The 23,803-nt window shown below is 60.8% G+C and carries 28 protein-coding genes; 11 read left to right on the forward strand and 17 right to left on the reverse strand.

Going from position 1 to position 23,803, the window contains the following annotated elements; translation table 11 throughout:
* Positions 1 to 36 precede the first annotated feature (36 nt).
* Positions 37 to 693, reverse strand: a complete 657-nt coding sequence (locus PSFL_RS27335; RefSeq protein ID WP_397470683.1) for a thiopurine S-methyltransferase — start codon at positions 691 to 693, stop codon at positions 37 to 39.
* A 103-nt stretch (positions 694 to 796) separates the two neighbouring features.
* On the opposite strand from PSFL_RS27335, the gene PSFL_RS27340 reads away from it, so the two are divergent.
* Entirely contained in the window at positions 797 to 1,564 is a 768-nt protein-coding gene (locus PSFL_RS27340) for a class III extradiol ring-cleavage dioxygenase (protein WP_115127853.1), read from the forward strand.
* A 97-nt stretch (positions 1,565 to 1,661) separates the two neighbouring features.
* On the opposite strand, the gene PSFL_RS27345 is transcribed toward PSFL_RS27340, so the two are convergent.
* Positions 1,662 to 3,335: a DEAD/DEAH box helicase gene (locus tag PSFL_RS27345; RefSeq protein ID WP_017136163.1), complete on the reverse strand. Its 1,674-nt coding sequence runs from the start codon at positions 3,333 to 3,335 to the stop codon at positions 1,662 to 1,664.
* 422 nt (positions 3,336 to 3,757) lie between these two features.
* Here PSFL_RS27345 and PSFL_RS27350 point away from each other — a divergent pair, with 422 nt between their 5' ends.
* A complete protein-coding gene (locus PSFL_RS27350) occupies positions 3,758 to 4,549 on the forward strand; it encodes a crotonase/enoyl-CoA hydratase family protein (protein WP_057439178.1) in 792 nt (263 codons plus the stop codon).
* 333 nt (positions 4,550 to 4,882) lie between these two features.
* On the opposite strand, the gene PSFL_RS27355 is transcribed toward PSFL_RS27350, so the two are convergent.
* On the reverse strand, positions 4,883 to 5,638 hold the full coding sequence (locus PSFL_RS27355) for a spermidine synthase (RefSeq protein ID WP_057439179.1): 756 nt from the start codon (positions 5,636 to 5,638) through the stop codon (positions 4,883 to 4,885).
* Positions 5,639 to 5,780: 142 nt separating this feature from the next.
* Between PSFL_RS27355 and PSFL_RS27360 the strand changes: the two genes are divergently transcribed.
* On the forward strand, positions 5,781 to 7,127 hold the full coding sequence (locus PSFL_RS27360) for a class II 3-deoxy-7-phosphoheptulonate synthase (RefSeq protein ID WP_057958936.1): 1,347 nt from the start codon (positions 5,781 to 5,783) through the stop codon (positions 7,125 to 7,127).
* A gap of 87 nt (positions 7,128 to 7,214) precedes the next feature.
* On the opposite strand, the gene PSFL_RS27365 is transcribed toward PSFL_RS27360, so the two are convergent.
* Together PSFL_RS27365 and PSFL_RS27370 are read right to left on the reverse strand one after the other, a co-directional pair.
* Positions 7,215 to 8,447: a winged helix-turn-helix domain-containing protein gene (locus PSFL_RS27365; RefSeq protein WP_397470684.1), complete on the reverse strand. Its 1,233-nt coding sequence runs from the start codon at positions 8,445 to 8,447 to the stop codon at positions 7,215 to 7,217.
* A 43-nt stretch (positions 8,448 to 8,490) separates the two neighbouring features.
* Positions 8,491 to 8,697, reverse strand: coding sequence for a DUF1127 domain-containing protein (locus PSFL_RS27370; protein WP_057444696.1), 207 nt, complete (start codon positions 8,695 to 8,697; stop codon positions 8,491 to 8,493).
* Positions 8,698 to 8,767: 70 nt separating this feature from the next.
* On the opposite strand from PSFL_RS27370, the gene PSFL_RS27375 reads away from it, so the two are divergent.
* Positions 8,768 to 9,649, forward strand: a complete 882-nt coding sequence (locus tag PSFL_RS27375; RefSeq protein ID WP_115129377.1) for a LysR family transcriptional regulator — start codon at positions 8,768 to 8,770, stop codon at positions 9,647 to 9,649.
* Here PSFL_RS27375 and PSFL_RS27380 read toward each other — a convergent pair.
* Positions 9,639 to 10,388 (reverse strand): sulfite exporter TauE/SafE family protein, encoded by a 750-nt coding sequence (locus PSFL_RS27380; RefSeq protein WP_057439181.1) that lies wholly within the window; start codon positions 10,386 to 10,388, stop codon positions 9,639 to 9,641. The genes PSFL_RS27375 and PSFL_RS27380 overlap by 11 nt on opposite strands.
* Positions 10,389 to 10,499: 111 nt before the next feature.
* Here PSFL_RS27380 and PSFL_RS27385 point away from each other — a divergent pair, with 111 nt between their 5' ends.
* The 3 genes from PSFL_RS27385 (at position 10,500) to PSFL_RS27395 (ending at position 12,520) form a co-directional block, all read left to right on the forward strand.
* Positions 10,500 to 11,450: a LysR family transcriptional regulator gene (locus PSFL_RS27385; RefSeq protein ID WP_057958934.1), complete on the forward strand. Its 951-nt coding sequence runs from the start codon at positions 10,500 to 10,502 to the stop codon at positions 11,448 to 11,450.
* Between the two features lie 77 nt (positions 11,451 to 11,527).
* Positions 11,528 to 11,971 (forward strand): MarR family winged helix-turn-helix transcriptional regulator, encoded by a 444-nt coding sequence (locus PSFL_RS27390; RefSeq protein WP_057439182.1) that lies wholly within the window; start codon positions 11,528 to 11,530, stop codon positions 11,969 to 11,971.
* A gap of 129 nt (positions 11,972 to 12,100) precedes the next feature.
* Positions 12,101 to 12,520, forward strand: coding sequence for an organic hydroperoxide resistance protein (locus PSFL_RS27395; protein ID WP_057439183.1), 420 nt, complete (start codon positions 12,101 to 12,103; stop codon positions 12,518 to 12,520).
* Between the two features lie 61 nt (positions 12,521 to 12,581).
* Here PSFL_RS27395 and PSFL_RS27400 read toward each other — a convergent pair whose 3' ends face one another.
* Entirely contained in the window at positions 12,582 to 13,154 is a 573-nt protein-coding gene (locus PSFL_RS27400) for an elongation factor P (protein ID WP_003172723.1), read from the reverse strand.
* 49 nt (positions 13,155 to 13,203) lie between these two features.
* Complete coding sequence (earP, locus tag PSFL_RS27405) at positions 13,204 to 14,337, reverse strand: elongation factor P maturation arginine rhamnosyltransferase EarP (RefSeq protein ID WP_115127849.1); 1,134 nt, start codon at positions 14,335 to 14,337, stop codon at positions 13,204 to 13,206.
* 132 nt (positions 14,338 to 14,469) lie between these two features.
* Here earP and PSFL_RS27410 point away from each other — a divergent pair, with 132 nt between their 5' ends.
* Together PSFL_RS27410 and PSFL_RS27415 are read left to right on the forward strand one after the other, a co-directional pair.
* Positions 14,470 to 14,838 carry a hypothetical protein gene (locus tag PSFL_RS27410; RefSeq protein WP_057444674.1) on the forward strand — a complete coding sequence of 123 codons (369 nt, stop codon included), beginning with the start codon at positions 14,470 to 14,472 and terminating at the stop codon, positions 14,836 to 14,838.
* A gap of 14 nt (positions 14,839 to 14,852) precedes the next feature.
* Positions 14,853 to 15,335 carry a GreA/GreB family elongation factor gene (locus PSFL_RS27415; RefSeq protein ID WP_057444675.1) on the forward strand — a complete coding sequence of 161 codons (483 nt, stop codon included), beginning with the start codon at positions 14,853 to 14,855 and terminating at the stop codon, positions 15,333 to 15,335.
* 5 nt (positions 15,336 to 15,340) lie between these two features.
* Here PSFL_RS27415 and cysB read toward each other — a convergent pair whose 3' ends face one another.
* From cysB to PSFL_RS27440, 5 genes are all read right to left on the reverse strand, one after another.
* A complete protein-coding gene (gene cysB / locus PSFL_RS27420; RefSeq protein ID WP_115127848.1) occupies positions 15,341 to 16,315 on the reverse strand; it encodes an HTH-type transcriptional regulator CysB in 975 nt (324 codons plus the stop codon).
* A gap of 105 nt (positions 16,316 to 16,420) precedes the next feature.
* On the reverse strand, positions 16,421 to 16,921 hold the full coding sequence (locus PSFL_RS27425) for a universal stress protein (protein ID WP_057439186.1): 501 nt from the start codon (positions 16,919 to 16,921) through the stop codon (positions 16,421 to 16,423).
* 70 nt (positions 16,922 to 16,991) lie between these two features.
* A complete protein-coding gene (locus PSFL_RS27430; RefSeq protein WP_038447487.1) occupies positions 16,992 to 17,909 on the reverse strand; it encodes a 5'-nucleotidase in 918 nt (305 codons plus the stop codon).
* 9 nt (positions 17,910 to 17,918) lie between these two features.
* The gene (locus tag PSFL_RS27435; RefSeq protein WP_057439188.1) at positions 17,919 to 18,881 is read right to left on the reverse strand and encodes a putative 2-dehydropantoate 2-reductase; all 963 of its coding nucleotides are present in this window, start codon (positions 18,879 to 18,881) and stop codon (positions 17,919 to 17,921) included.
* Positions 18,878 to 19,213 (reverse strand): co-chaperone YbbN, encoded by a 336-nt coding sequence (locus PSFL_RS27440; RefSeq protein ID WP_115127847.1) that lies wholly within the window; start codon positions 19,211 to 19,213, stop codon positions 18,878 to 18,880. The genes PSFL_RS27435 and PSFL_RS27440 overlap by 4 nt, the downstream gene beginning before the upstream one ends.
* A 187-nt stretch (positions 19,214 to 19,400) precedes the next feature.
* On the opposite strand from PSFL_RS27440, the gene PSFL_RS27445 reads away from it, so the two are divergent.
* A complete protein-coding gene (locus tag PSFL_RS27445) occupies positions 19,401 to 20,477 on the forward strand; it encodes a 3-deoxy-7-phosphoheptulonate synthase (protein WP_029297994.1) in 1,077 nt (358 codons plus the stop codon).
* Positions 20,478 to 20,533: 56 nt separating this feature from the next.
* On the opposite strand, the gene PSFL_RS27450 is transcribed toward PSFL_RS27445, so the two are convergent.
* A complete protein-coding gene (locus PSFL_RS27450) occupies positions 20,534 to 20,815 on the reverse strand; it encodes a GNAT family N-acetyltransferase (protein ID WP_029297992.1) in 282 nt (93 codons plus the stop codon).
* Positions 20,816 to 21,429: 614 nt separating this feature from the next.
* On the opposite strand from PSFL_RS27450, the gene oprI reads away from it, so the two are divergent.
* Positions 21,430 to 21,681: an outer membrane lipoprotei OprI gene (oprI, locus tag PSFL_RS27455; RefSeq protein ID WP_003172710.1), complete on the forward strand. Its 252-nt coding sequence runs from the start codon at positions 21,430 to 21,432 to the stop codon at positions 21,679 to 21,681.
* 133 nt (positions 21,682 to 21,814) lie between these two features.
* Here the strand turns inward: oprI and PSFL_RS27460 are convergent, their stop codons facing one another.
* From PSFL_RS27460 to PSFL_RS27470, 3 genes are read right to left on the reverse strand one after another with little or no spacing between them, the layout of a single operon-like run.
* Positions 21,815 to 22,783, reverse strand: a complete 969-nt coding sequence (locus PSFL_RS27460) for a L,D-transpeptidase family protein (protein ID WP_057439189.1) — start codon at positions 22,781 to 22,783, stop codon at positions 21,815 to 21,817.
* A 58-nt stretch (positions 22,784 to 22,841) separates the two neighbouring features.
* On the reverse strand, positions 22,842 to 23,138 hold the full coding sequence (locus PSFL_RS27465) for a hypothetical protein (protein ID WP_029297976.1): 297 nt from the start codon (positions 23,136 to 23,138) through the stop codon (positions 22,842 to 22,844).
* Positions 23,139 to 23,194: 56 nt separating this feature from the next.
* Entirely contained in the window at positions 23,195 to 23,800 is a 606-nt protein-coding gene (locus PSFL_RS27470; protein ID WP_115127846.1) for an arylesterase, read from the reverse strand.
* Positions 23,801 to 23,803: the final 3 nt, after the last annotated feature.

Here is a 23,803-nt window from a genome sequence, read left to right on the forward strand (position 1 = left end):
GGCGATTGAATCGCCCCTTTTTTGTGGGCGCGTGATTTACAGCCGCGCCAACCGGTAAACCCGCTCCTCCAGCCGCGTGACACCGCCCTGGGCGAACTTCGGGCTCTCGGCCAGGATATCCCGCTGCTCCAGGACGCTCAGGCGCCAGTGCACTCCCAGCAGCCCACGGACTTCATTGTCGCTCACGGCAAACGGCGGGCCTGCCTTCAGGGCCTGCTCATAGTCCAGGCTGATCAGCAGGCCACTGTCCACCTGCGGCGCAATCGCCTGCAAATGCGCGGCATAACGCTCGCGCATCAACGGCGGCAAGGCGATCAGCGCCGCCCGGTCGTAGACGGCCGTGCAGCCCGCCACATCTTCGCGGCTCAACTCGAAGAAGTCACCGCACCACAGCTCGATAGCGCCTGCCTGATACACCTTGAAGCTACCCCGTTGGCTGACTTGCGCAACCAGGCGCTGCTCCTGGAAAAACTCTTCAATGGCCTTTTCCGACAGTTCCACCCCCAGGACTCGATGCCCCTGGTTCGCCAGCCAGACCAGATCCAGGCTCTTGCCACATAGCGGCACCAACACCCCCACCCCGCTGGCCAACCCCAGGCCCGGCCAGTGTCGCTGCAAATAGGGATTGACCTCGGGCAGGTGAAAGCCGATCTGATTACGTGCCCAGCGGTCATGCCAAAAGGTGGAGTCCATGAATAATCCTGAAAATTCGATCAAATAGCGCTAAAACTTATATTAGATTTAGATCAATGATCTGATTGAAGATGGTCCCATCTTAACCTTGAGGACCCCACTCATGCTGCCCAGCCTGTTTATTTCCCACGGCTCGCCCATGCTTGCCCTGCAACCCGGCGCCAGCGGGCCGGCCCTTGCACGCCTGGCGGCGGACTTGCCACGCCCCAAGGCAATCGTGGTGATGTCCGCACACTGGGAAAGCCGTGAACTGCTGGTCAGCGCCAGCCCCGCCCCAGAGACCTGGCACGACTTCGGCGGCTTCCCCCGCGAACTGTTTGCCGTGCAGTATCCGGCCCCGGGTGATCCGGCACTGGCCCAGCAAATCGTCGAGTTGCTCATCGCCGATGGCTTGCAAGCCCGCCTCGATCACCAGCGCCCGTTCGATCATGGCACCTGGGTGCCGCTGTCGCTGATGTACCCGGCGGCCGACATCCCTGTAGTGCAGGTCTCCCTGCCCAGCCATATGGGCCCAGCCCTGCAAACCCGCATCGGCCAGGCACTGCGCGGCTTGCGCGAACAGGGCGTGCTGTTGATCGGCTCGGGCAGCATCACCCATAACCTCGGCGAACTGGACTGGCAGGCCGGGCCGCAAAGCATCGAGCCCTGGGCACGGGAGTTCCGCGACTGGGTCGTCGACCAACTCGGCGCCGAGGATGAAGCTGCCTTGCACGACTACCGCCGCCAGGCACCCCATGCAGTGCGCAGCCATCCCAGCGATGAGCACTTGTTGCCACTGTATTTCGCGCGCGGTGCGGGCGGGCAGTTCAGTGTGGTCCACCAGGGGTTCACCCTGGGAGCCTTGGGGATGGATATCTATCGTTTTGCTTAACCACGGTTTTTTGTAGGGCCCCGGGGAAACCCAGGCAAAAAAAATCCCCGAACCAGTCGGGGATTTTTTATGTTCGATCAATCAACCCAAGGGCTGATCAATCTTCGCGATAGCGACGCAGCTTGAGCTGCTTGCCGGCAACGCGGGTGTCTTTCAGCTTGGCCAGCAACTTCTCGAGGCCATCTTCCGGCAGCTCTACCAGAGAGAAGCTGTCACGCACCTGGATGCGACCGATCGCTTCACGTGCCAGGCCACCCTCATTGAGGATAGCGCCCAGCAGGTTCTTGGCAGCGATGCCATCACGCGCACCCAGCGCGGTACGGCAGCGAGCACGGCCTTCGGCCAATGGAACCGGCGCACGACGCTCACGATCACCACGGTCCGGACGGTCGCCAGTACGCTCTGGACGATCACCGCGCGGGGCGTTGTTCGGCACCAGTGGACGTTCTTTCTCGATCGCCGCCAGGGTCAGGGCCTGACCGTTGGTAGCCTTGCGCAGCAGGGCTGCAGCCAGGGCACGTGGGGTGCAACCGATATCGGCGGTCAGGCGGTCCAGCAGGTCGCCGTGGGTCGATTCAGCGTCAGCCACCAGCGGCGACAGGCTGTTGGTCAGTTTCTTGATGCGGGCATCGAGAACGGCCTGGGCATCCGGCAGGCGGACTTCGGCAACTTTCTGACCGGTTACACGCTCGATCACTTGCAGCATGCGGCGCTCACGCGGAGTCACCAGCAGCAGTGCACGACCTTCGCGACCGGCACGGCCGGTACGGCCGATACGGTGAACGTAGGACTCTGGGTCGTACGGCATGTCAACGTTGAACACGTGGGTGATACGTGGAACGTCGAGACCACGGGCAGCTACGTCGGTCGCCACAACGATGTCCAGACGGCCATCCTTGAGGGAGTCGATGACGCGCTCACGTTGGTTCTGGGCAATGTCACCGTTCAGCGCAGCGGCTTTGTAGCCTTTGGCTTCCAGGGCACTGGCCAGGTCCAGGGTCGCTTGCTTGGTGCGCACGAACATGATCAGGGCGTCGAAATCTTCGACTTCCAACAGGCTCAATACAGCCGAGGTCTTCTGGTCAGCGTGAACCAACAGGTGAGCCTGTTCGATCGCGGTAACGGTCTGGGTCTTGGTCTGGATCTTCACGTGTTGCGGATCGCGCAGATGGCGTTCGGCAATGGCACGGATCGACTGTGGCAGGGTAGCCGAGAACAGTACGGTCTGACGGGTCGGTGGCAGCGCCTTGAAGATGACTTCCAGGTCATCCATAAAGCCCAGCTTCAACATTTCGTCAGCTTCGTCGAGAACCAGGTGGTTCACGGTCGACAGGACTTTTTCGTCACGACGCAGGTGGTCGCACAGACGGCCCGGCGTGGCGACAACAATCTGTGCGCCATTACGGATTGCTTTCAGTTGTGGGCCCATAGGCGCGCCGCCGTAAACGGCCACAACGGTAACGCCCGGCATTTGCTTGGCGTAGGTTTCGAAAGCGGTTGCTACTTGCAGCGCCAACTCACGGGTTGGCGCCAGGATCAGGGCTTGCGGCTCGCGCTTGGCAGGATCGATGCAGTGCAGGATTGGCAGGGCGAACGCGGCGGTTTTACCGGTACCGGTTTGCGCCTGGCCAATCATGTCTTGGCCGGCCATGATGATCGGGATCGATTGCTGCTGAATAGCCGAAGGTTCTTCGTAGCCGGTCGCAATGACGGCAGCAAGAATGTTCGGGTTAAGATTAAAAGCGGCGAAGCCGCCGGTTTCCTGGGTCATGGGTCTGCCTCTAAGTGCATCCGCAAAGACCCATGCTCCAAAGCTGCGCATGCCGTGTTGAGACTCAAGAGTCGCCCTGGCTGCTTTGTCGGCGGGGATTTGCGAAAACGAATGAATGAAAAAGATTCGTCAAGGGAGAGTCCGCTGTGCGGACGTGCAGCCGAAGCTGACTTCGGGGAATTGCGCTACCTAAACGCGGCCCGGTTAAAGGCCGGCGCGCACTATACCGGAAATCCCTGAAAAAGGGAGCTTTTTTTATCGGAAAAGGCCATTCCACTGCTCTGTGTCACTGGCTTTGCGCATCTTCGCAGGAACGTCTATTTTTCAAAGGCCCGGCCCCGTTGGTCATTGCGCTTAAACGCTTCACCTTTTGCAGTGGGCCCTTCGGTCCGAAACTGCCTTTCGCGCCCGAGGATGCCCCCATGAGTCAAGCCAGTAGCAGCCGCGTCAGCCGTGAACTACAAGGGCATGTCCTGCTGCTGGGGCTCGATCGGGTAGCCAAGCGCAACGCCTTTGACCTCGATCTGCTCAACGAACTGAGCCTGGCCTATGGCGAATTCGATCGTAATGAAGAAGCGCGGGTGGCCGTGGTGTTCGGGCATGGCGAGCATTTCACCGCCGGGCTGGACCTGATCAACGTCGCCCACACCATGGCCCAAGGCTGGCAGCCGCCGCTGGGAGGTTGCGACCCGTGGGGCGTGTTCGCCGGGCCCAGGGTCAGCAAGCCGGTGATCGTTGCCGCACAGGGCTATTGCCTGACCATCGGTATCGAATTGATGCTCGCGGCAGATATCAACCTGTGTGCCAGCAATACGCGCTTTGCGCAGATGGAAGTGCAGCGCGGGATCTTTCCTTTTGGTGGTGCCACCCTGCGCCTGCACCAGATCGCCGGCTGGGGCAACGCCATGCGCTGGCTGCTGACAGGCGATGAGTTCGATGCCCATGAAGCTTTAAGACTGGGACTGGTGCAAGAGGTCATGGCCAGCGAGGACCTGCTGCCTCGAGCACTGACCCTGGCCAACCGGATTGCCAGCCAGGCACCGCTGGGCGTGCAGGCGACGTTGACATCGGCGCGCCAGGCGCGGGATGAAGGCGAGACCGCTGCGGCGGCCGGGTTGCCGGTGCTGGTCGAAAAACTGCTTAACAGCGAGGATGCCAAGGAAGGGGTGCGGGCGATGCTGGAGAAGCGGCCGGGGGTATTCAAGGGGTTGTGAGCAGGCAGTGATGGCCTCATCGTGAGTAAGTCGAATCGGCGCACCGTCCCATTTGACCGCGTACACCTGTGGGCTTGCCCGCGATGAGCATAGGTCTCTACACAACTCTCTTCTCGGTATGTGTACATAGCCATTGATGCGGTAACGGCGGCTATTGGTTCCGCCCTGACGGCGGCTCACTTTCGAAAAGCGCGAAAGTAACCAAAGCGCTTTTGCCGCCACTCGGTGCCTCGCCTAGGCTCGGCATGAGCGCAGCAACAGATATCTACACAAACCTGAGAAGCACTAAAGAGATGTGCAGAGACCGGGCCGCAATGCGGCCAGTACAGGCAACTAAGTCGCCGGCCGAACCGCCTTGATCAAGGCCTGCAACGAATACCCCAGGCGCGGCGCCAGCGCCTCGGCCCGCGCAGACACAGCCGCCAGGTCCAGCGTCTGGTCCAGGTCCGCCGGCACGATCAGGATCACATTGCCCTCCTTCACCGGCAGCTCCCAGTAATGCCGATGATAAAGCCCACGCAACAACGCAGCGCCCAGGGGCTTGCCATCATCGGTGGCCCATTGATTGATCACCAGCCAACCACCAGGGTTGAGCTTCTTCTGGCAGTTCTCCAGGAAGGTCCAGGCCAGGTGGCCAACCCCCGGCCCCACATCGGTATACAAGTCGACGAAAATCAGGTCCGCCGGCTCCGCCGTCTCCAGCAACTCCAGCGCATCGCCCACGCGGATGTACAGCCGCGGATCATCATCCAGCCCCAGGTATTCGATGGCCAGGCGCGGTACATCCGGGCGCAGTTCAATGGCTTCGACATCTTCCAGGGGCAGGAACTTGAGGCAGGCCTGGGTCAGCGTCCCCGCCCCCAGGCCAAGGAACAGCGCACTTTCGGGATGCTCGTGGCACAAGGCGCCAATCAACATGGCACGGGTGTAGTCATACTCCAGCCAGCTTGGATCGGCGGTGAACACACAGCTCTGCTCGATGGCATCGCCAAACTCGAGAAAGCGGTAATCGGCCACTTCCAGCACACGGATCATGCCGAAGTCATCATGGACCTCAGCCAACAGGCGCTCGACGCGCTCCTCAGTCATTTCATCTCCTAATGGGCCCGGGCACGGGTTCAAGCCGCCTGGTAGCAAGCGGGAAAGGCGCGATTGTCGGCCAAGCGGCGCCAGCAGGTCACGCACTAATTGCTGATAACATGCACGTTCCCGACATTCATTCGAGTTCACGATGAGCCAACCCTGGAGCCCCGACAGCTGGCGCGCCCTGCCGATCCAGCAACAACCCCACTACCCTGACGCCGCGCACTTGCTGCAGGTCGAGCAGAGCCTGGCCAGTTACCCGCCGCTGGTGTTCGCCGGTGAAGCCCGGGAGTTGCGCCGCCAGTTTGCCGAAGTGACCCAGGGTCGCGCATTCCTGCTGCAAGGTGGCGACTGCGCCGAGAGCTTTGCCGAGTTCTCCGCTGCAAAAATCCGCGACACCTTCAAAGTGCTGCTGCAGATGGCCATTGTCATGACCTTCGCCGCCGGCTGCCCGGTGGTCAAGGTCGGGCGCATGGCCGGCCAGTTCGCCAAGCCGCGCTCGGCCAACGATGAAACCATCGACGGCATCACCCTGCCCGCCTACCGTGGCGATATCGTCAACGGTATTGGCTTCGACGAGAAAAGCCGCGTCCCGGATCCGGACCGCCTGTTGCAGTCCTACCACCAGTCCACCGCGACCCTGAACCTGCTGCGAGCCTTCGCCCAGGGCGGTTTTGCCGACCTGCACCAGGTGCACAAGTGGAACCTGGACTTTATCGCCAACTCTGCGCTGGCCGACAAGTACAGCCAACTGGCAAACCGCATCGACGAAACCCTGGCCTTCATGCGCGCCTGCGGCATGGACAGCTCGCCACAACTGCGCGAGACCAGTTTCTTCACCGCCCACGAAGCGCTGCTGCTCAACTACGAGCAAGCCTTTGTGCGTCGTGACAGCCTGACCAACGACTACTACGACTGTTCGGCCCATATGCTGTGGATCGGCGACCGTACACGCCAGCTCGATGGTGCCCACGTCGAGTTCCTGCGCGGGGTGAACAACCCGATCGGGGTCAAGGTCGGCCCGAGCATGAACCCCGAGGATCTGCTTCGCCTGATCGACATTCTCAACCCGGACAACGACCCCGGCCGCCTGAACCTGATCGCACGCATGGGCGCCAACAAGGTCGGCGACCACCTGCCCAACCTGATCCGCGCCGTGCAGCGCGAAGGCAAGCAGGTGTTGTGGAGCAGCGACCCGATGCATGGCAACACCATCAAGGCCAGCAGCGGCTACAAGACCCGGGACTTCGCGCAGATCCTCAGTGAAGTGAAGGAATTCTTCCAGGTCCATGAAGCCGAAGGCACTTATGCTGGCGGGATTCATATTGAAATGACCGGGCAGAATGTCACCGAATGCATCGGCGGTGCGCGGCCGATTACCGAGGATGGCTTGTCGGACCGGTACCACACCCATTGCGACCCGCGGATGAATGCCGATCAGTCGCTGGAGCTGGCGTTCCTGATTGCCGAGACGTTGAAGCAGGTCAAACGCTAGGCAGGTGTGGCCTGAACCAACGCTATCGCGAGCACGCCGGGCTCCCACCACGGTCAATGGGGAGCCGGGCTTGCCCGCGATAGCGTCCTATCTGCCAGCCTCCACGGCCAGCATTGCCACCCGCAACCGGGCTGCGCTGTGTCGCTGACAATTGATCTGCACCTGCTCCAACCCCAGCCAATCCGCCATCTGCCGCAGGCTCAACGCCAGCGCCAACATCCCCGTCTCATCCAACCCTGGCTCTTCCTCATGCACGGCATGCACTGCCAACCGCGCATTGGCACGCTCGGCGCGCAGGTCCACCCGTGCGGCGATGCGTTCGTTGTGCAGGAACGGCAGCACGTAATAGCCGTACACCCGCTTGTCCTGCGGGGTGTAGATCTCCAGCCGATAGCGAAAGTCGAACAGGCGCTCGGTACGGCTACGCTCCCAGATCAATGAATCGAAGGGCGACAGCAAGGCACTGGCTGTCACCTTGCGCGGGACCGTTGGCTCGGGCAGGCAATACGCCGGCTGTTTCCAACCCTGGACCTGGCAGACCTGCAATTGCCCATCCTCGACCAACTCGGCGAGGCGCCCACGACTCTCTGCCGGGGTCAGGCGAAAATAATCGCGCAGGTCCTTTTCCGTGGCGATACCCAGCGCCGTCGCGGCATGCAGCAACAGGCCACGCTGGGCACTGTGCTCGCTCAAGGGTGCCTGTTGCAGGATAGCTGCCGGGATAACCCGCTCCGGCAGGTCGTACAGCCGCTCGAAACCACGGCGCCCGGCCACCGTCACCAGCCCTGCGGCAAACAGCCATTCCAGGGCCTGCTTTTCATCACTCCAGTCCCACCACGGCCCGGCGCGCTCTTCACGGGTCGACAGGCTGCCCGCCCCCAACGCACCCTGCTGTTCGACGATGGCCAGCACGCGGCGGATGGTTGCCTGTTGCTCGCGCCCAAAACGCGCCATCTGCTGATAGATCCCCTGCCCCTCGGACGCCCGCTGCATGCGCCAGCGCATCAGCGGATACAGCGCCATCGGCAGCAGCGAGGCCTCATGCCCCCAATACTCGAACAGCGTACGCTTGCGCCCCTGGCTCCAGGCCGCCTGTTCCAGCAGCAACGGCGAGTAATGACCCAGGCGGGAAAACAGCGGCAGGTAGTGGGAGCGCACCACGGCATTGACCGAATCGATCTGCAACACACCCAGGCGCTCGATCAGACGATTGACCTGGGCTGCCTTGATCTGTGCGGGCGGCTGGCGCCCGGAAAAGCCTTGGGCCGCCAGTGCCAGGCGGCGTGCTTGCTTGAGGGAAAAGCGCAGTTCTGCGGGCATGTGCATCTCCTGATTACGCCCGCAGACTGTAGCGCGGTGGCCGTCATTTACCCAACGGGTCATTCCACACAGACCGGTGGCGTTCATGCTCGACATCCGCCCGGGTCAAGCCAATATCCTTGAGTGAGTCATCACTCATTTCTGCCAGGACCTGACGCTCGCGCTGCACGGCGTACCAACGGCAAACCCTTTGAAACACCCCGGCCAACGGGCGTTTCACCAACAACACATAACCTCTTTGACCCTTCATCATCTCGCCCTCCAGTGGGGATGACTAAAGTCTGGGCCTGGGGCTATGATCAATCCAACGAATGTTTTTTATGCAATACATCTCAGAGATTGATCAATTGAACAACTACCCGAGCATTGATACCGACGTGCTACGCACCTTCGTCGCCATCGCCGACCAGGGTGGTTTCACCCGCGCGGGCGAGAAGGTCAACCGCACCCAATCGGCGGTCAGTATGCAAATGAAGCGGCTGGAGGAGGACGTGTTGCAGCGCAAGTTGTTCGAGCGTGATGGCCGGCAGGTCAGGCTTACGCCCGAGGGGCAGGTGTTGCTGGGGTATGCGCGGCGCATCCTGAAGCTGCACAGCGAGGTGTTCAATACCTTGCGCGAGCCGCATATGGTCGGGCTGGTGCGCATCGGCACCCCGGACGACTACGTGATGCGCTACCTGCCCGGTATCCTCAAGCGCTTTTCCAAGGCCTACCCGCTGATCCAGATTGAGATGCACTGCGAAGGCACGCCAGTGTTGATGCAGCGACGCGACCTGGCGTTGACCGTGGTCAGCCGTGAACCGGGGAATGAAATCGGCGAACAGCTGCGCAACGAGCGCATGGTCTGGGTGGCGTCACCGTGCTTCTGCGTGGATGAACACGAGACCCTGCCCCTGGCGATCGCCGGCCTGGACAGCTTTTGCACGCAATGGGCGCGCGCCTCGCTGGAGGCCGTGGGGCGCGAGTATCGCCTGGCCTACCACAGCTCCAACGGTGCGGCGATCCAGGCCGTGGTGGGTGCGGGGCTGGCGGTGACGGTGATGATGGAAAGCCTGGTCCCCGACGATCTGCGGATACTCGGCAGTGACGAAGGTTTCGGCCCACTGCACACGGTCAACTTGCGCCTGCTGCGCAACCCGAACATGACCTCGCCCATCACCGAGTGCCTGGCCGAATACATCCTCGAAGGCTTCAGACTTTAAAGGTCAACATCACCGCGCATACCACCAGGAAGCCGCAGAACAAACCGCGCAGCAGACGCTCCGGCAACGCGTGGGCGATTTTCACCCCCCAACTGATACTCAGCAGCCCGCCGACCGCCAAGGGCACGCCGATCAGCCAATCCACTTCCTGGTGCCAGGCATAAGTCACCAGGGTGACGCCGGTGCTGGGCAAGGCCAGTGCCAGGGACAGGCCCTGTGCAACCACCTGGGTGGTGCCGAACACGCTGGTCAACACCGGTGTGGCAACCACCGCGCCGCCAACACCAAACAGGCCCCCCATGGATCCCGACGCCGCGCCCAATACCCCCAGCCACGGCCAGGAATAGCGCATCTGCGCCGAAGGTGGCGCATTGCTGGTGACCATGCGCACCAGGTTGTACGCCGACAGGGCCACCAAAAATGCGATAAAACCAATGCGCATCACGCCCGCATCAATGCCTACCGCCCAGATCGAACCCAGCCAGGCAAAGCAAAACCCCGTGATGCCAAGCGGCAAGGCATGGCGCAGCTCAATGCGGTTGCGCTGGTGATAACGCCACAGCGCCAACATCACATTGGGCACGACCATCACCAGCGCAGTGCCTTGGGCGATTTGCTGATCCAGGCCAAACAAGACGCCCAGCACCGGAATCGCGATCAGCCCGCCACCAATGCCAAACAGCCCGCCGACGGTACCCAGGGCTATGCCCAGCACCACATACATCGCCATATCCACCACAACCGTACCCCTGCACCGTCTCAAGCCCTGCATGCTACGCAGTCCACTCTGGCATGGAAACGCACAGCAACGCACAATGGCTATGCCAAATCCGCACAAGCGAATCCCCCCATGAACCCTACGACCTTGACCGATCAACTGGGCCTGTTCCTCGACGTGCTGGAGACCGGAAGCTTTTCCGCAGCGGCGCGGCGCCATCCGCTGACGCCCTCGGCCGTGGCCCGGCGGATCGACAGCCTGGAAAGCGCCCTGGGCAGCCAGCTGTTCCTGCGCAGTACCCATGCGGTGCTGCCTACCCCTGCCGGCCTGGCATTTGCCGAGCGGGCGCGGCGGATTGTCCGGGAGTTGCAACTGGCGCGAGCCGAGGCGGTATCACTCAGCCATGCGCCCGAGGGCCTGATTCGCGTGGACGCGCCCGCCGCCTTTGGCCGGCGACACCTGGCACCGGCAATCGCGGACTTTCTGACGGTCTATCCGGGCCTGGACGTGCACCTGCATCTGATCGACAGTTTTGTCGACATGCAGGGCGAGCACCTGGGCAAGGTCGACCTGGTGCTGCGGGCCGGACATATCGTCGACACACGGCTGATCGCCACGCCTTTGGCCAGCATCGTGCGAATCGCCTGCGCCAGCCCGGCCTACCTGAAAAACCGTGGCACGCCGGCCCATCCCAGCCAACTCAGCGAACACGACGGCCTGGACTGGGAAGGTCTGGCGCCGATGTTCGCCTGGCGTTTTGAACTGGATGGTCGCAAGAACACCTACCGCCCACAGCGCATCCGCATGAGCGCCAACAATGCCGAAGCCCTGCTATCGGGCGCTCTGGCCGGACTGGGCATCGCTCACCTGCCCACCTGGCTGACCAGTGAGTACCTGGTGCGCGGCGAACTGGTGCCGTTATTCTGCGAAAACGGCCTGCCGACCGCAGAAACCGCCGGCATCTACGCCCTGCGCCTGGAACAGCAAGCCAATGCTCGCAGCCGTCTGCTGCTGGAGTACCTCAAGAGCCGTTTCAGCCCCGTCCCGCCGTGGGATCTGGCGTTGCAAAGTGGCTGGGGCTGACTGCGCCTGCAGAATTGTCTGGCGCGTTAAAGGTTTGGCCGCTAGATTCCAGATCAAATACGCTTTAAGGCACTGCCATGACCCACTCTTGCGACGCCCTGCTCCTCGACAACCAACTGTGCTTCGCCCTGCACTCCACCTCGTTGTTGATGACCAAGGTCTACAAACCCCTGCTGCAGGCCCTTGGCCTGACCTACCCGCAGTACTTGGCCATGATGGTGTTGTGGGAACAAGATGGTTTGACCGTGGGTGAAATCAGCAATCGCCTGCTCACCGATCCGGGCTCACTGACCCCACTGCTCAAGCGCCTGGAAGCCGAAGGCCTGTTAAGCCGCACCCGCAGCCGCGCCGATGAGCGTGTGGTTGTGGTGGAGTTGACCGAGGCTGGCCGAGCACTGCGGGACAAGGCCATGGATGTTCCCCCCTGCATCCTTGGCGCCAGCGGCCTGCAGATGGAGCAACTGCAGAAGCTGCAAGCCGACTTGCTGGAGCTGCGCAGGAATCTACAGGCCAGCGTCTAGCCGCCCCCCCAAAGGTGATGACGATCACTTCAAAATTTATATTGCGCGCTAAACATTTGCGCGATACATTCATCTCGCCACTTACTTTGCGCGCAAACCTTTAGCGCAAACACCAGCGAGGAATCCCTGATGCAAACCCTCTATACCGCAGTAGCCACCGCCACCGGCGGCCGAGATGGTCGTGCCGTTTCCAGCGACAGCATCCTCGATGTCAAGCTCTCTACCCCTAAAGAGCTGGGCGGCGCGGGCGGCCAGGCCACCAACCCGGAACAACTGTTCGCTGCTGGCTACTCGGCCTGCTTTATCGGCGCCCTGAAATTCGTCGCCAGCCAGAGCAAACGCAAAATCCCCGATGATGCTTCGATCACCGCCCACGTCGGCATCGGCCAGATTCCCGGTGGTTTTGGCCTGGACATCGACCTTCACATATCCCTGCCCGGCCTGGCGCAAGATGAAGCACAGAGCCTGGTAGACGCTGCACATCAAGTCTGCCCGTACTCCAACGCTACCCGTGGCAATGTGGATGTGCGCTTGCATGTCACGGTGTGACAGGTAAACAGGCATAAAAAAACCCGACTCTTGGTCGGGTTTTTTTTTGGTAACACCAGAATTACTTCTTGGCGCGACCTTTGTACGAACCACCTTCACGGGTGTCGATTTCGATCAGGTCGTCGATTTCGATGAAATCAGCAACTTGCAGTTCGGTACCGTTAGACAGCTTGGCAGGCTTCATCACTTTGCCCGAAGTGTCGCCGCGAGCGGAACCTTCGGTGTAGGCAACCTTACGCACGATGGTGGTCGGCAGCTCTACGGAAACCAGGCGCTCTTCGAAGAAAATGGCTTCGCAGACGTCTTCCATGCCTTCTTCGATGAACGGCAGAACAGCTTCGATATCTTCAGCGTTCAGCTCGTACATGGTGTAGTCGGTAGTGTCCATGAACGTGTAGGTGTCGCCGCTGATGAACGACAGGGTCGCTTCTTTGCGGTCGAGGATCACGTCATCCAGTTTGTCATCGGCGCTGTAGACGATCTCGGTCTTGTAACCGGTCAGCAGGTTCTTCAGCTTGGTCTTCATGATTGCGCTGTTACGACCAGACTTGGTGAACTCAGCTTTCTGAACCAGCCAAGGGTCGTTTTCGAGACGGATCACTGTACCGGGTTTCAGTTCTTTACCAGTTTTCATTACGAATATCCGAAATTTGGATGGGATTTACAAAAATCAAGGTCGCGTATCATATCCAATTTTCATAAAAGTGTACCAGCGCCGTCGCAAGATCGGCCTGCAAGGCCTGTTCCAGACACCATTTTTCGGCATGTGCGGTCACCTCAGGCCAATGCTCAAGGAGCATTTTCCAGTTGGCGGCCATGTCAGCGTCCGTGTTCCAGGCTTGCCAAAGGGCAATCAGTGCACCTTTGGCTGCGGGGGACAGGCCCTCGGTGTAGCGCTCAAGGAATGCATCGAGCTTGTCCAGGTGAATGTCTTCATCCTGACGGTAGATATGCCACAACAGCGGGCGCCCGGCCCATTGCGCACGGACGAAGGAATCCTCGCCGCGCACCGCATTGAAGTCGCAGCACCACAACAGGCGGTCGTACTGCTCCTGGCGCACGAACGGCAGCACCTGCACCGTCAGCGCGCCACGCAGGTGTACCTGCCCCACGCCCAGCGCCTCGACGCCCAGCCAGCGCTGCACATCACCAAGGATGCGCCCTTCCGGCACCAGCAGATGGGTGGGCTGCCCGTCGGCCGCCAACACCTCCAGCCAACTGGCCAGGCCGGCATTTTCGTAGGCAAACAGCGAGATCAATCGTGCGCCCACCACAGGAACAACGCCCAAGTCCTGTAGGAATTGTTGCTGAGCCTGGGAATCACGCTGAAACGCCTGACGCTGCTCGATCAACCCGGCCTCACGCAGCAAGCCCCCGGTGCCGGGACGGAATCCCGGAAAGAAGAAGTACTTTTGCACGCCCTTGAACTTGACCGACGGCAAGCCATGGCAACCGACCACCCACTCCTCGGCGCTCAGGTAATCCAGGTTCATCCACAGCGGCGTGCGCTCGCGAGCGGCCATGGCTTCCATATAATCCGGGGGCAACTGGCAGGCAAAGGCGGCGATCACCACGTCCGCCGCCGGTGTGGTGGGCCAGTGCGCCGGCCAGTGGCGCACGTCCACGCCCTCCTGCCACTGCTGCGCCGCCTGCACATCAACCTCAGGGCACATGCGCTCGAACGCCCGCAGGTCATCGACCCACAACCGCACCGCACAGCCCTGTTCCGCCACCAATTGCCGGGCCAGGCGCCAGGTCACGCCGATGTCGCCGTAGTTATCGACGACGCTGCAAAAAATATCCCAGCGGGCTTTCATTCCGGGCTCCATCAGTCAAAGGCTCGATTGTCCGCATAATTGCCGCCATGCAGAAGGGTTGATCGCGATTATTCTGCACGCCGGCTATGCGACAATCCCCAGCTCGCCGCAAACGCCCGCCAGGAGGCCACCATGTCCGATCGCCCGTTGTCGATGTTCAAACTCAGTATTGCCGTGGCCCTGGGCCTGTGGCTGGGCTTTGTCGCCATCGCCCTGACCGGCTGGCTGGCCTCCCGCTACCTGCTTGAACAACCCGTGGCCGCCGTCACCCAGGCCGTGCAGCAACTGGGCAAACCGCCTGCCGTGACGCCCGAGCCACCGAACCGGATGTTTGAGCAATACCAACAAAACCTGCACAAGCAGGAACAGCAGCAGGCGCTGGATCAGGCCCGGGACAACCCGCGCAACCTGTCCAACCCCAAATGCCAGTTCTGGCTCCAGCAGGACCAGAACGCCCCCAGCGACAAGAGCCGGGCCAACGTCCTGCAATTTTGTGATTGAGCCGAAAACCGCCCATGAATAAACACGCCGTCCTCCAGTTGATCCTGGAAAAACTCGTCGCCGATCTGGATGTGGCACAACGTGCCGCGCAAACTGCCTACGAAACCGCAACCCACGAAGAAAACATCGCCGAAAACAAGTACGACACCCTGGGCCTGGAAGCGTCTTACCTGGCTGCCGGGCAAGCCAAACGCGTCGAGGAGATCAAGCAGTCACTGGCGCTGTGCCAGAACCTCAACCTGCGTCCCTACGATGAACAACGGGGTATCGAGGTGGGCGCCCTGCTCGGCCTGGAAGATGACGACGGCCGCCAGCAATGGCTGTTCCTGGCGCCGGACGCGGCAGGCCTGAAAGTCTATGTGGTGGGGCAGTTGGTGACCGTCATCACCCCCCGCTCGCCGCTGGGCAAAAGCCTGCTGGGCAAGTTCGAGGGAGATGAGGTGGAGATTACGGTGGCGGGCGCCCGGCAACAATTCGTGGTGACCGAGGCCCGCTAGGCCGATCAGTGAACCGGCAGTTCAACGCCGTCGAACAGCTCTTCCAGTTCCTGCTTGTTATGGCACTGGATCGCCTTGGCCATGATTTCACGGGTCAGGTGCGGGGCGAACTTCTCGATGAAATCGCACATGAAGCCACGCAGGAACGTGCCACGACGGAAGCCGATCTTGGTCACGCTGGACTCGAACAACTCGCTGGCATCCAGTACCACCAGGTCGCTGTCGAGCTTGGTATCGACGGCCATCTTGGCCACGATACCAACGCCCAGGCCCAGGCGCACGTAAGTCTTGATCACGTCGGCGTCAGCTGCGGTAAACACCACTTTGGGCGTGAGGCCGCGATGGCTGAAGGCTTCGTCGAGCTTGGAGCGGCCGGTGAAGCCGAACACGTAGGTGACAATCGGGTATTCCGCCAGCGCTTCCAGGGTCAGCTTCGGCAGTTTGGCCAGTGGGTGGCCCTGGGGTACCACGACGCAGCGGTTCCAGCGATAGCACGGCATCATCACCAGGTCGCCGAACAGCTCCAGGGCTTCGGTGGCGATGGCGAAGTCGACGGTGCCGTCAGCTGCCATTTCAGCGATCTGCATCGGCGAACCCTGGTGCATGTGCAAGGCCACGTCCGGGTACTGCTTGATGAACGAGCTGATCACCGGCGGCAGCGCATAACGGGCCTGGGTGTGGGTGGTGGCGATCGACAGGGTGCCTTTTTTCTCGTTGGAGAATTCCTGGGCGATCTGCTTGATGCTTTCGACCTTGCGCAGGATCTCGCCGGCGGTGGTAATGATGCGCTCACCGGCAGGCGTGACGCGGGTCAGGTGCTTGCCGCTGCGGGCGAACACTTCGACGCCCAATTCGTCTTCAAGCAGGCGGATTTGCTTACTGATACCCGGTTGTGAGGTGTAGAGGCTTTGAGCCGTGGCGGAAACGTTGAGGTCGTGGTGCGCCACTTCCCAGATGTAGCGCAGTTGTTGAAGCTTCATATGTGTCCCTCAAAGCAGATAGACGCCACGGATATCAGCGACGGTATATAACTATATTAAAGGTTGGATTGATAAATCTAGAACTTTTTTATCGTTTACGCCCCATCACACATCATCACTGCGTCGACGTTGCAGCAAAGGCACCAGATAGACCGGCACCTGGGACAACTGCAACACCCGCGCCGCCGTACGCCCCAACGGGGTCGAGGCTCCTTCGCCCTGGCTATGACTCCCTACGATCAACAAATCCACCGAGAGTTTCTGCGCCTGGTCGAGAATCACTTGGGCGGGATCCCCCTGGATCACCCGCACCGAACGAATCGCCTGCAAGTCCTGCTCACCGTCCTGCAACTCTTCACGAAAACTGTCCAGCACCCGCTGTTCGATGTTTGCCATCACTGTATTGAGGCCCTGGCTCTGCCATTCGCTCAGGGCCTGTTCATCAAGATAGGTTTGCAGCACCGATTCTGCGAACAGCCCGATCGGCTCCACCACATGAATCACATACAGCTCCGCCTTGAATGTGCGCGCCATCGCCAGCGCATGTTGCATCACGTAAGGCGCATATACACCCAGGTCTGAGGCATACAACATCGACCGAATCATAGAACCTCCTGGACTGCCAGGATGGCGGGGATTGTTTCAGCTTAGCAGCGCCTCCGCGACTGCGATGAACTTAGCTCTCGACCTGGACTTTCGGCTCATTGCTCACGCCATGAGGCACATGCCCGGTGGCCACCACCTCCCTGGCTTTCTCGCAATGGCCGGCCTGATCGTCAAAAAACACGTCGGCGGCGAACGCTTCAAGGAACGCCGATTTTTCCAGGCCGCCAAGAAACAGCGACTCGTCCAGGCGGATATCCCACTCACGCAAGGTGCGGATCACTCGCTCATGGGACGGTGCCGAACGCGCCGTCACCAGCGCGGTGCGGATCGGGCAAGACTCATCGGGGAACTCGCGCTGCAGCAGATTGAGGGCCGCCAGGAAGCCCTTGAATGGCCCACCGCGCAGCGGCTCGCGGGCCGCTTGCCGCTCGCTGGCCTGGAACGCTTCCAGGCCGCCACTTTGGTAGACGCGCTCTGACTCGTCGGAAAACAGCACCGCGTCACCGTCGAAGGCAATCCGCAACTCAGCGCTGGAAGCCCGACGGGCGCCGCCGGACAAAATGGTCGCCGCCGCAAAACCGGCATCCAGCGCGCTGCGCACATCTTCGGCGTGGGTCGAGAGGAACAGGTGGCTGCCAAACGCCGCCAGATAAGGGTGGGGGTTACGCCCACCGACAAAGGCGGCGCGGGAAATATCCAGGCCGTAGTGCTGGATCGAATTGAACACACGTAAACCGGTGTCGGCGCTGTTGCGCGACACCAGCACCACCTCGACCCGTGCGCGGCCGAGGCTGGCATTCAGGGTCAGGAGTTTCTTGACCAAGGGGAAGGCATCCCCCGGCTCGAGGATTTCTTCCTCGTGGTCGATCTGATATTTGCGGTAGGCCTCGACGCCCTGGGCCAGATAAACCTTATGGCTTTCACCCAGGTCGAACAGGGCGCGCGAGGAAATCGCCAGCACCAGTTTGTCGCTCATCCCTTTGGCCATGTGTGTTCCTCAGTCGTTGCGTCGATCAATAAAACTCAAGGCCTGGTACAACGCCTGCATCCGCGGCAACTCGCAGCCCGCGGCCCTGGCAGCAGCCAGCGGGCGAGCGTAGATCGCGGCCAGTTCCAGGGGGCGCCGGTGCAGATGATCGTGATACATGCTGGGCCAGTAATCCGTCAAACGCTCGGTCATGCTGAACATCTGCTCGGGGTAGCCGGGCGCGATCTCATGGCCGCACGCCTGGGCGCCCTGCACTACTTCGGCCATCAGGCCCTGGATCAATTCCCGGCTGGATTCGTCGGCCATCAACTGCGAGGTATTGGCACCGAGCAGCACCGACAGGCCGTTGTACGGCACATTCCACACCAACTTATGCCAGCGTGCCTGATCCAGGTCGGGCATGGCCTGGGCGTCGATCCCGGCGTGGCGGAACAGCCCGGCGCCCTCTTCGACAATCGCCTGGCGGCGTGCAGCATCAGCGATGGCAGTGCCGCTGTGATAGCCAAGACTGACCCGGCCCATGGCCTGGTGCTCGACGATCCCCGGCCCGGAACGGTGCACGCAGATATAACAAAGCCCGCCAAGCAGGTGCAGGGACTCGGGCAGATGCTCGCGCAGGCCGTCCTCGACGGCGAGGCCGTTTTGCAGCAATACAACCTTGGCATCGGGCGCCGCGACCTGGGCAATGGTGGGCGCCAGTTCAACGTTACCAGTGGTCTTGGTGCCCACCAGCAGCCAATCGCAAGGCGGCATGTCGGCCGCGCTGGCATAGGCCTTGACCGGGTGCAGGCGCAAGGCGCCATGCACCGCACTGTTGAGCTGCAAGCCACGCTCACTGACCGCCGCAAATTCACTGCGCAGCAGGAAATGCACATCGAAACCGGCGCGCGCCAGCATCAACCCGTAAAAACCACCAATGGCACCGGTACCGATAATCCCAATGCGTGGCCCTGGCTCAACTGCACTCGTCATGGCAACTCCTCTGGTTCTCGTTTGAGCGCTTCTTCTATAGCCTCACGTAGGTCGCCGGCATTCAGACCCGTCTGCAATGCGCCGTGGAACTGACCCTCGCACACTACAAACAGCGCCGGCAAATGAAAGATCCCGTAGCGCTGCACCGCGCCGCCATTGTGCCCGGCGTCGATCCAGCAGATGCGCGCAACCGGCAGCTCCCAGCCGGGCAACTGCTGGCGCGCCCAGCGGCAACTGGAACAGCCGACACTGGTAAACACCAGCAGCGAAGCACCCGGCAACGCCAGCAACTGCTGGTCGATATCCAAATCCGTCAATTCAAACGCTTTCACTCGATCTGCACCACACCCTTTAACCAGGCAACACACTATCAGGCCGCACGACACCGCGCGCAATTGCCCATTGTCGAGCCGGCTTGTACGCGCTAAGGTTCGGCTCCCCGCTGCATTTAAATCATGCTGTGCTCCGCCGCACGGGGTTCGCTGGCGGCCGGCACCCGTGACCCTGACGAGTAACACGATGGCTGATTTACCGATCAACGACCTAAACGTCGAATCCAACGAGACCCTGATCACGCCCGATCAGCTCAAGCGCGAAATCCCTCTGAGCGACGCTGCATTGCAGACCGTCACCAAGGGCCGCGAAGTCATTCGTGACATCCTCGACGGCACTGACCACCGCCTGTTCGTGGTGATCGGGCCCTGCTCGATCCACGACCTCAAGGCTGCCCACGAGTACGCCGAACGCCTCAAAGTGCTGGCTGCGGAAGTATCCGACACCCTGTACCTGGTGATGCGCGTGTACTTCGAGAAGCCGCGCACTACCGTGGGCTGGAAAGGTCTGATCAACGATCCGTACCTGGACGACTCGTTCAAGATCCAGGATGGTTTGCATATCGGCCGCAAGCTGCTGCTGGACCTGGCTGAAATGGGCCTGCCAACGGCCACCGAAGCCCTGGACCCGATTTCCCCGCAATACCTGCAGGACCTGATCAGTTGGTCGGCGATCGGCGCGCGCACTACCGAATCGCAAACCCACCGCGAAATGGCCTCCGGCCTGTCCTCGGCCGTGGGTTTCAAGAACGGTACCGATGGCGGCCTGACCGTGGCGATCAACGCCCTGCAGTCGGTTTCCAGCCCACACCGTTTCCTGGGGATCAACCAGGAAGGTGGCGTGTCCATCGTCACCACCAAGGGCAACGCCTATGGCCACGTGGTCCTGCGTGGCGGCAATGGCAAGCCCAACTATGATTCGGTCAGCGTGGCCCTGTGCGAACAGGCACTGACCAAGGCGAAGATCAAGCCGAACATCATGGTCGATTGCAGTCACGCCAACTCCAACAAGGATCCGGCCCTGCAACCGCTGGTGATGGAGAACGTGGCCAACCAGATCCTGGAAGGCAACCAGTCGATTATCGGCCTGATGGTCGAAAGCCACCTGAACTGGGGCTGCCAGGCGATTCCAAAGGATCTGGCCGACCTGCAATACGGCGTCTCGATCACCGACGCCTGCATCGACTGGTCCGCCACCGAGACCACCCTGCGCAGCATGCACGCCAAGCTCAAGGACGTATTGCCCAAGCGCAAACGTACCTGACGCACACAAAAACGCCGGGCTAAGCCCGGCGTTTTTTTATGCCTGCCTGTTTGCTTTCACAGCTTCGCGGCATGGCGCTGGTGGCGCTCCATGTAGCGCTCGACGTAGGAGCAGGACGGAATCACCGTGTAGCCCATGCTCTCGGCGTATTGCAGCGCTTCTTCGGTCAGCGCAGCGGCAATGCCGCGCCCACGCAGGGCATTGGGCACAAACGTGCGGTAAATATCCAGGGTCTGCTTCCCCAGGTCCATGTAGGTCAGATAGGCACGATGACCGTCCACATTGGTCTCGAACTGATGACCAGCCTGGTCATGGTGGATGGACAACGCCTCGCTCATCACTACTCCTCGCGGGTCTTGGTTTCTGACCCCTACCTTACCGATGTTTTTCCGGCGAAGGAACATCTACGCCACCCCGTGCCGGTTTCGACAACGAGAAAAGCCCTACAGCACTCACGCCCCGCACGCAGGAATAGTAGGCACCAATCCTGTCATTGCTCAAGGGACACTCGTCATCCATTTGGCTCGCGAACATAGAAAGGGCTGATCGAACATCCTGTGGTCGATAGCCTGAACATTGCCGGCAGTTGAAGCGTGAGACGAACCCGCGCTTTTAAAGTCACCTCTACATGCGCGAAAGATGCCCGGCAACCCCGGGACAATCTGAACAATAGTATGGGGGCAGATATATAAATTGACATCGGCTTACAACGTTTAACACTTGCCAGGCGGCGCTTTCAGCCTGGATCCAATCTTTGACCAAGCGTCAAAAACTGGATATTTTTTATACAGACCCTCTAAAGATTAGCCAAAACAGATTCAGCACAAGAATTTTTTTTGCTTCTTGCGCTACGTCAGTTTACTTACTACAAGTAATGGGTAGTATGTACGCCGGCTATTAGCTCACTCTGAGAAATTAGCCATTAATTAGAAAGTCCTTGAAGGGGAACACGATGAACAACGTTCTGAAATTCTCTGCTCTGGCTCTGGCCGCAGTTCTGGCTACCGGTTGCAGCAGCGTCTCCAAAGAAACCGAAGCTCGTCTGACTGCAACTGAAGACGCAGCAGCTCGCTCCCAGGCTCGTGCAGACGAAGCCTACCGTAAAGCTGATGAAGCTCTGGCTGCTGCTCAAAAAGCACAACAGACTGCTGACGAAGCTAACGAGCGCGCTCTGCGCATGCTTGAAAAAGCTAGCCGCAAGTAATAATCCTTCGGGGTTGTTATCTAGCCGATCCATTTTGGATCGGCTTTTTATTGCCTGGGATTCGGCTACGGATCCCAGGCAATAAAAAACCCGCCAGGGGCAATCCGTGGCGGGCTTCGATGGGAGACAGGCGTTACTGCTGCAGATCGACCGGCATGCTGCTGACCATCGGCGCCGCGCCCGGTTCGCCAATTTGCGCCGGCAAACCATCTTCGGCCGCCACCACATCACGCACTTGATCCCAATCGACCCGCAGGTTATTGGCCAGGTCTTCGCGCTTGAGCATCGCATTGATGACTGCCGTGTGCTTGTCGACCACCGACGGCGTGCCATCGTCGTTCAACGGCGCATGCGCCTCCAGATAGACCTTGCCGCCGCTGATGCCGAATTTGTAGGCGTCATTGATGATCCGCACCGACGTGCCCACCGGAACCATCTTGGCCATCTCCAGCACATTGTTGTTGAACATGCGGAAACAACCATGACTGGTACGGGTACCGATACCGAACTTCTTGTTGGAGCCATGAATCAGGTAGCCCGGCGTGCCCAGGGTAAACTTGAATGGCCCCAGGGGGTTGTCCGGACCTGCCGGCACCACGTTGGGCAGCGGGTCACCGTCTGCTGCGTGTTCGGCCTTGATCGACGCAGGAGGAGTCCAGGTCGGGTTGGGTGTCTTGGCAATGATGCTGGTGTGGGCAATCGGCGAACCCCAACCCTCGCGACCGATCCCCAGCGGGAAGGTGTACACCACGTCCTGGCCCTTGGGGTAGTAGTACAGACGGTACTCGGCGAGGTTGATCACGATGCCTTCGCGGGGCCCCGGCGGCAGGATGAAACGGGTCGGCAGCACAATCTCCGCGCCGGTGCCCGGTAGCCAGGCATCCACGCCGGGGTTGGCCGCGACCATCTCCGAATAGCCCAGGTCGTAAGTCACGCCCAGGTCGGCAAAGGTGTCTTCGTACTTGGCCTTGATCACCTGGACCTCGCCGACAATGTCTTCACCCGGCGGTGGCAGGGGCAGTTGCAGAGCCGCAACAGGACCGGCTGCACATAAGGCAGCGAGAGACAGGCAACGGGTGACGACAGGCAGACGCGACAACATCCGGAAAATCCTTCGCAGATCGACGGGGGTAAATGGCGATTGTAGCGTGTAGCAGCCCTTAAAGCTCGAAGCGCAGTTCAGGCCAGATAGGCGGTGTGCCACGCTTTTGCGATTCGAGAATCGCCCGGCACAGGGGGCACAGGCGCTGGTCCTGGAAGATCGAGCGATCCACCGAAGACCAGCGTGGCTGGGCCGGCAGCAATGTGCCGCAGAGCGTACGGTCGATCGTGCCGCCCAGCTCCAGCTGACGTGTTACCAGGTGCACCTTCACTTCCTGGCAGGCGAACAGATCCAGCTGCTCGTCAGGCTCGATCAGTTGGTAGGCAAATAGGGACCAGGCAGGACGCGACGACATCGGGGGCTCCAAATCGGGGGCGCCACCTTAGCCGAAAGACCGCTGCTAGAAAAGCGTCATAACAGCGGTTTTAGCGTCGGCCAGACATTTTCCAGCAACTTCGCCTGGGCGCCGACTGCCGGGTGCAGTTGATCCGCCTGCATCATCTCCGGATGCCCCCCCACCCCTTCAAGAAAAAACGGTACCAGGGGAACGTTTTTTTCCTTGGCCAGCACGCCATAGACTTCGGCAAATGCCGTGGTGTAGCGCGGGCCATAATTGGGTGGCAACTGCATCCCCAGCAGCAACACCTTGGCGCCACCGGCCTTGGACTGGTCGATCATCGACGCAAGATTTTGTTGCAATTGTGCCGGGGGCTGTCCACGCAAGCCGTCGTTGCCGCCCAACTCGATCACCACCACGTCCGGCTTATGCTCTGCAAGCGCCGCCGGCAGCCGCGCCAAGCCTCCGGCACTGGTGTCGCCGCTGATGGAGGCGTTGACCACTTTATCGTCGAAACCCTCCTGCTTGAGCCGTTGCTCCAGCAGTGCCACCCACCCTTTGCTGGTATCCAGGCCGAAACCGGCACTGATACTATCGCCAACGATCAGGACAGTACCCGCCGCTGCGTTCTGGGCCATGCACATCAGGGCCAGGCCAGCACTCAAAAACCATATTCGCATCGG

Source organism: Pseudomonas sp. DD1, from assembly GCF_044510355.1.
Classification (GTDB): domain Bacteria; phylum Pseudomonadota; class Gammaproteobacteria; order Pseudomonadales; family Pseudomonadaceae; genus Aquipseudomonas; species Aquipseudomonas shahriarae.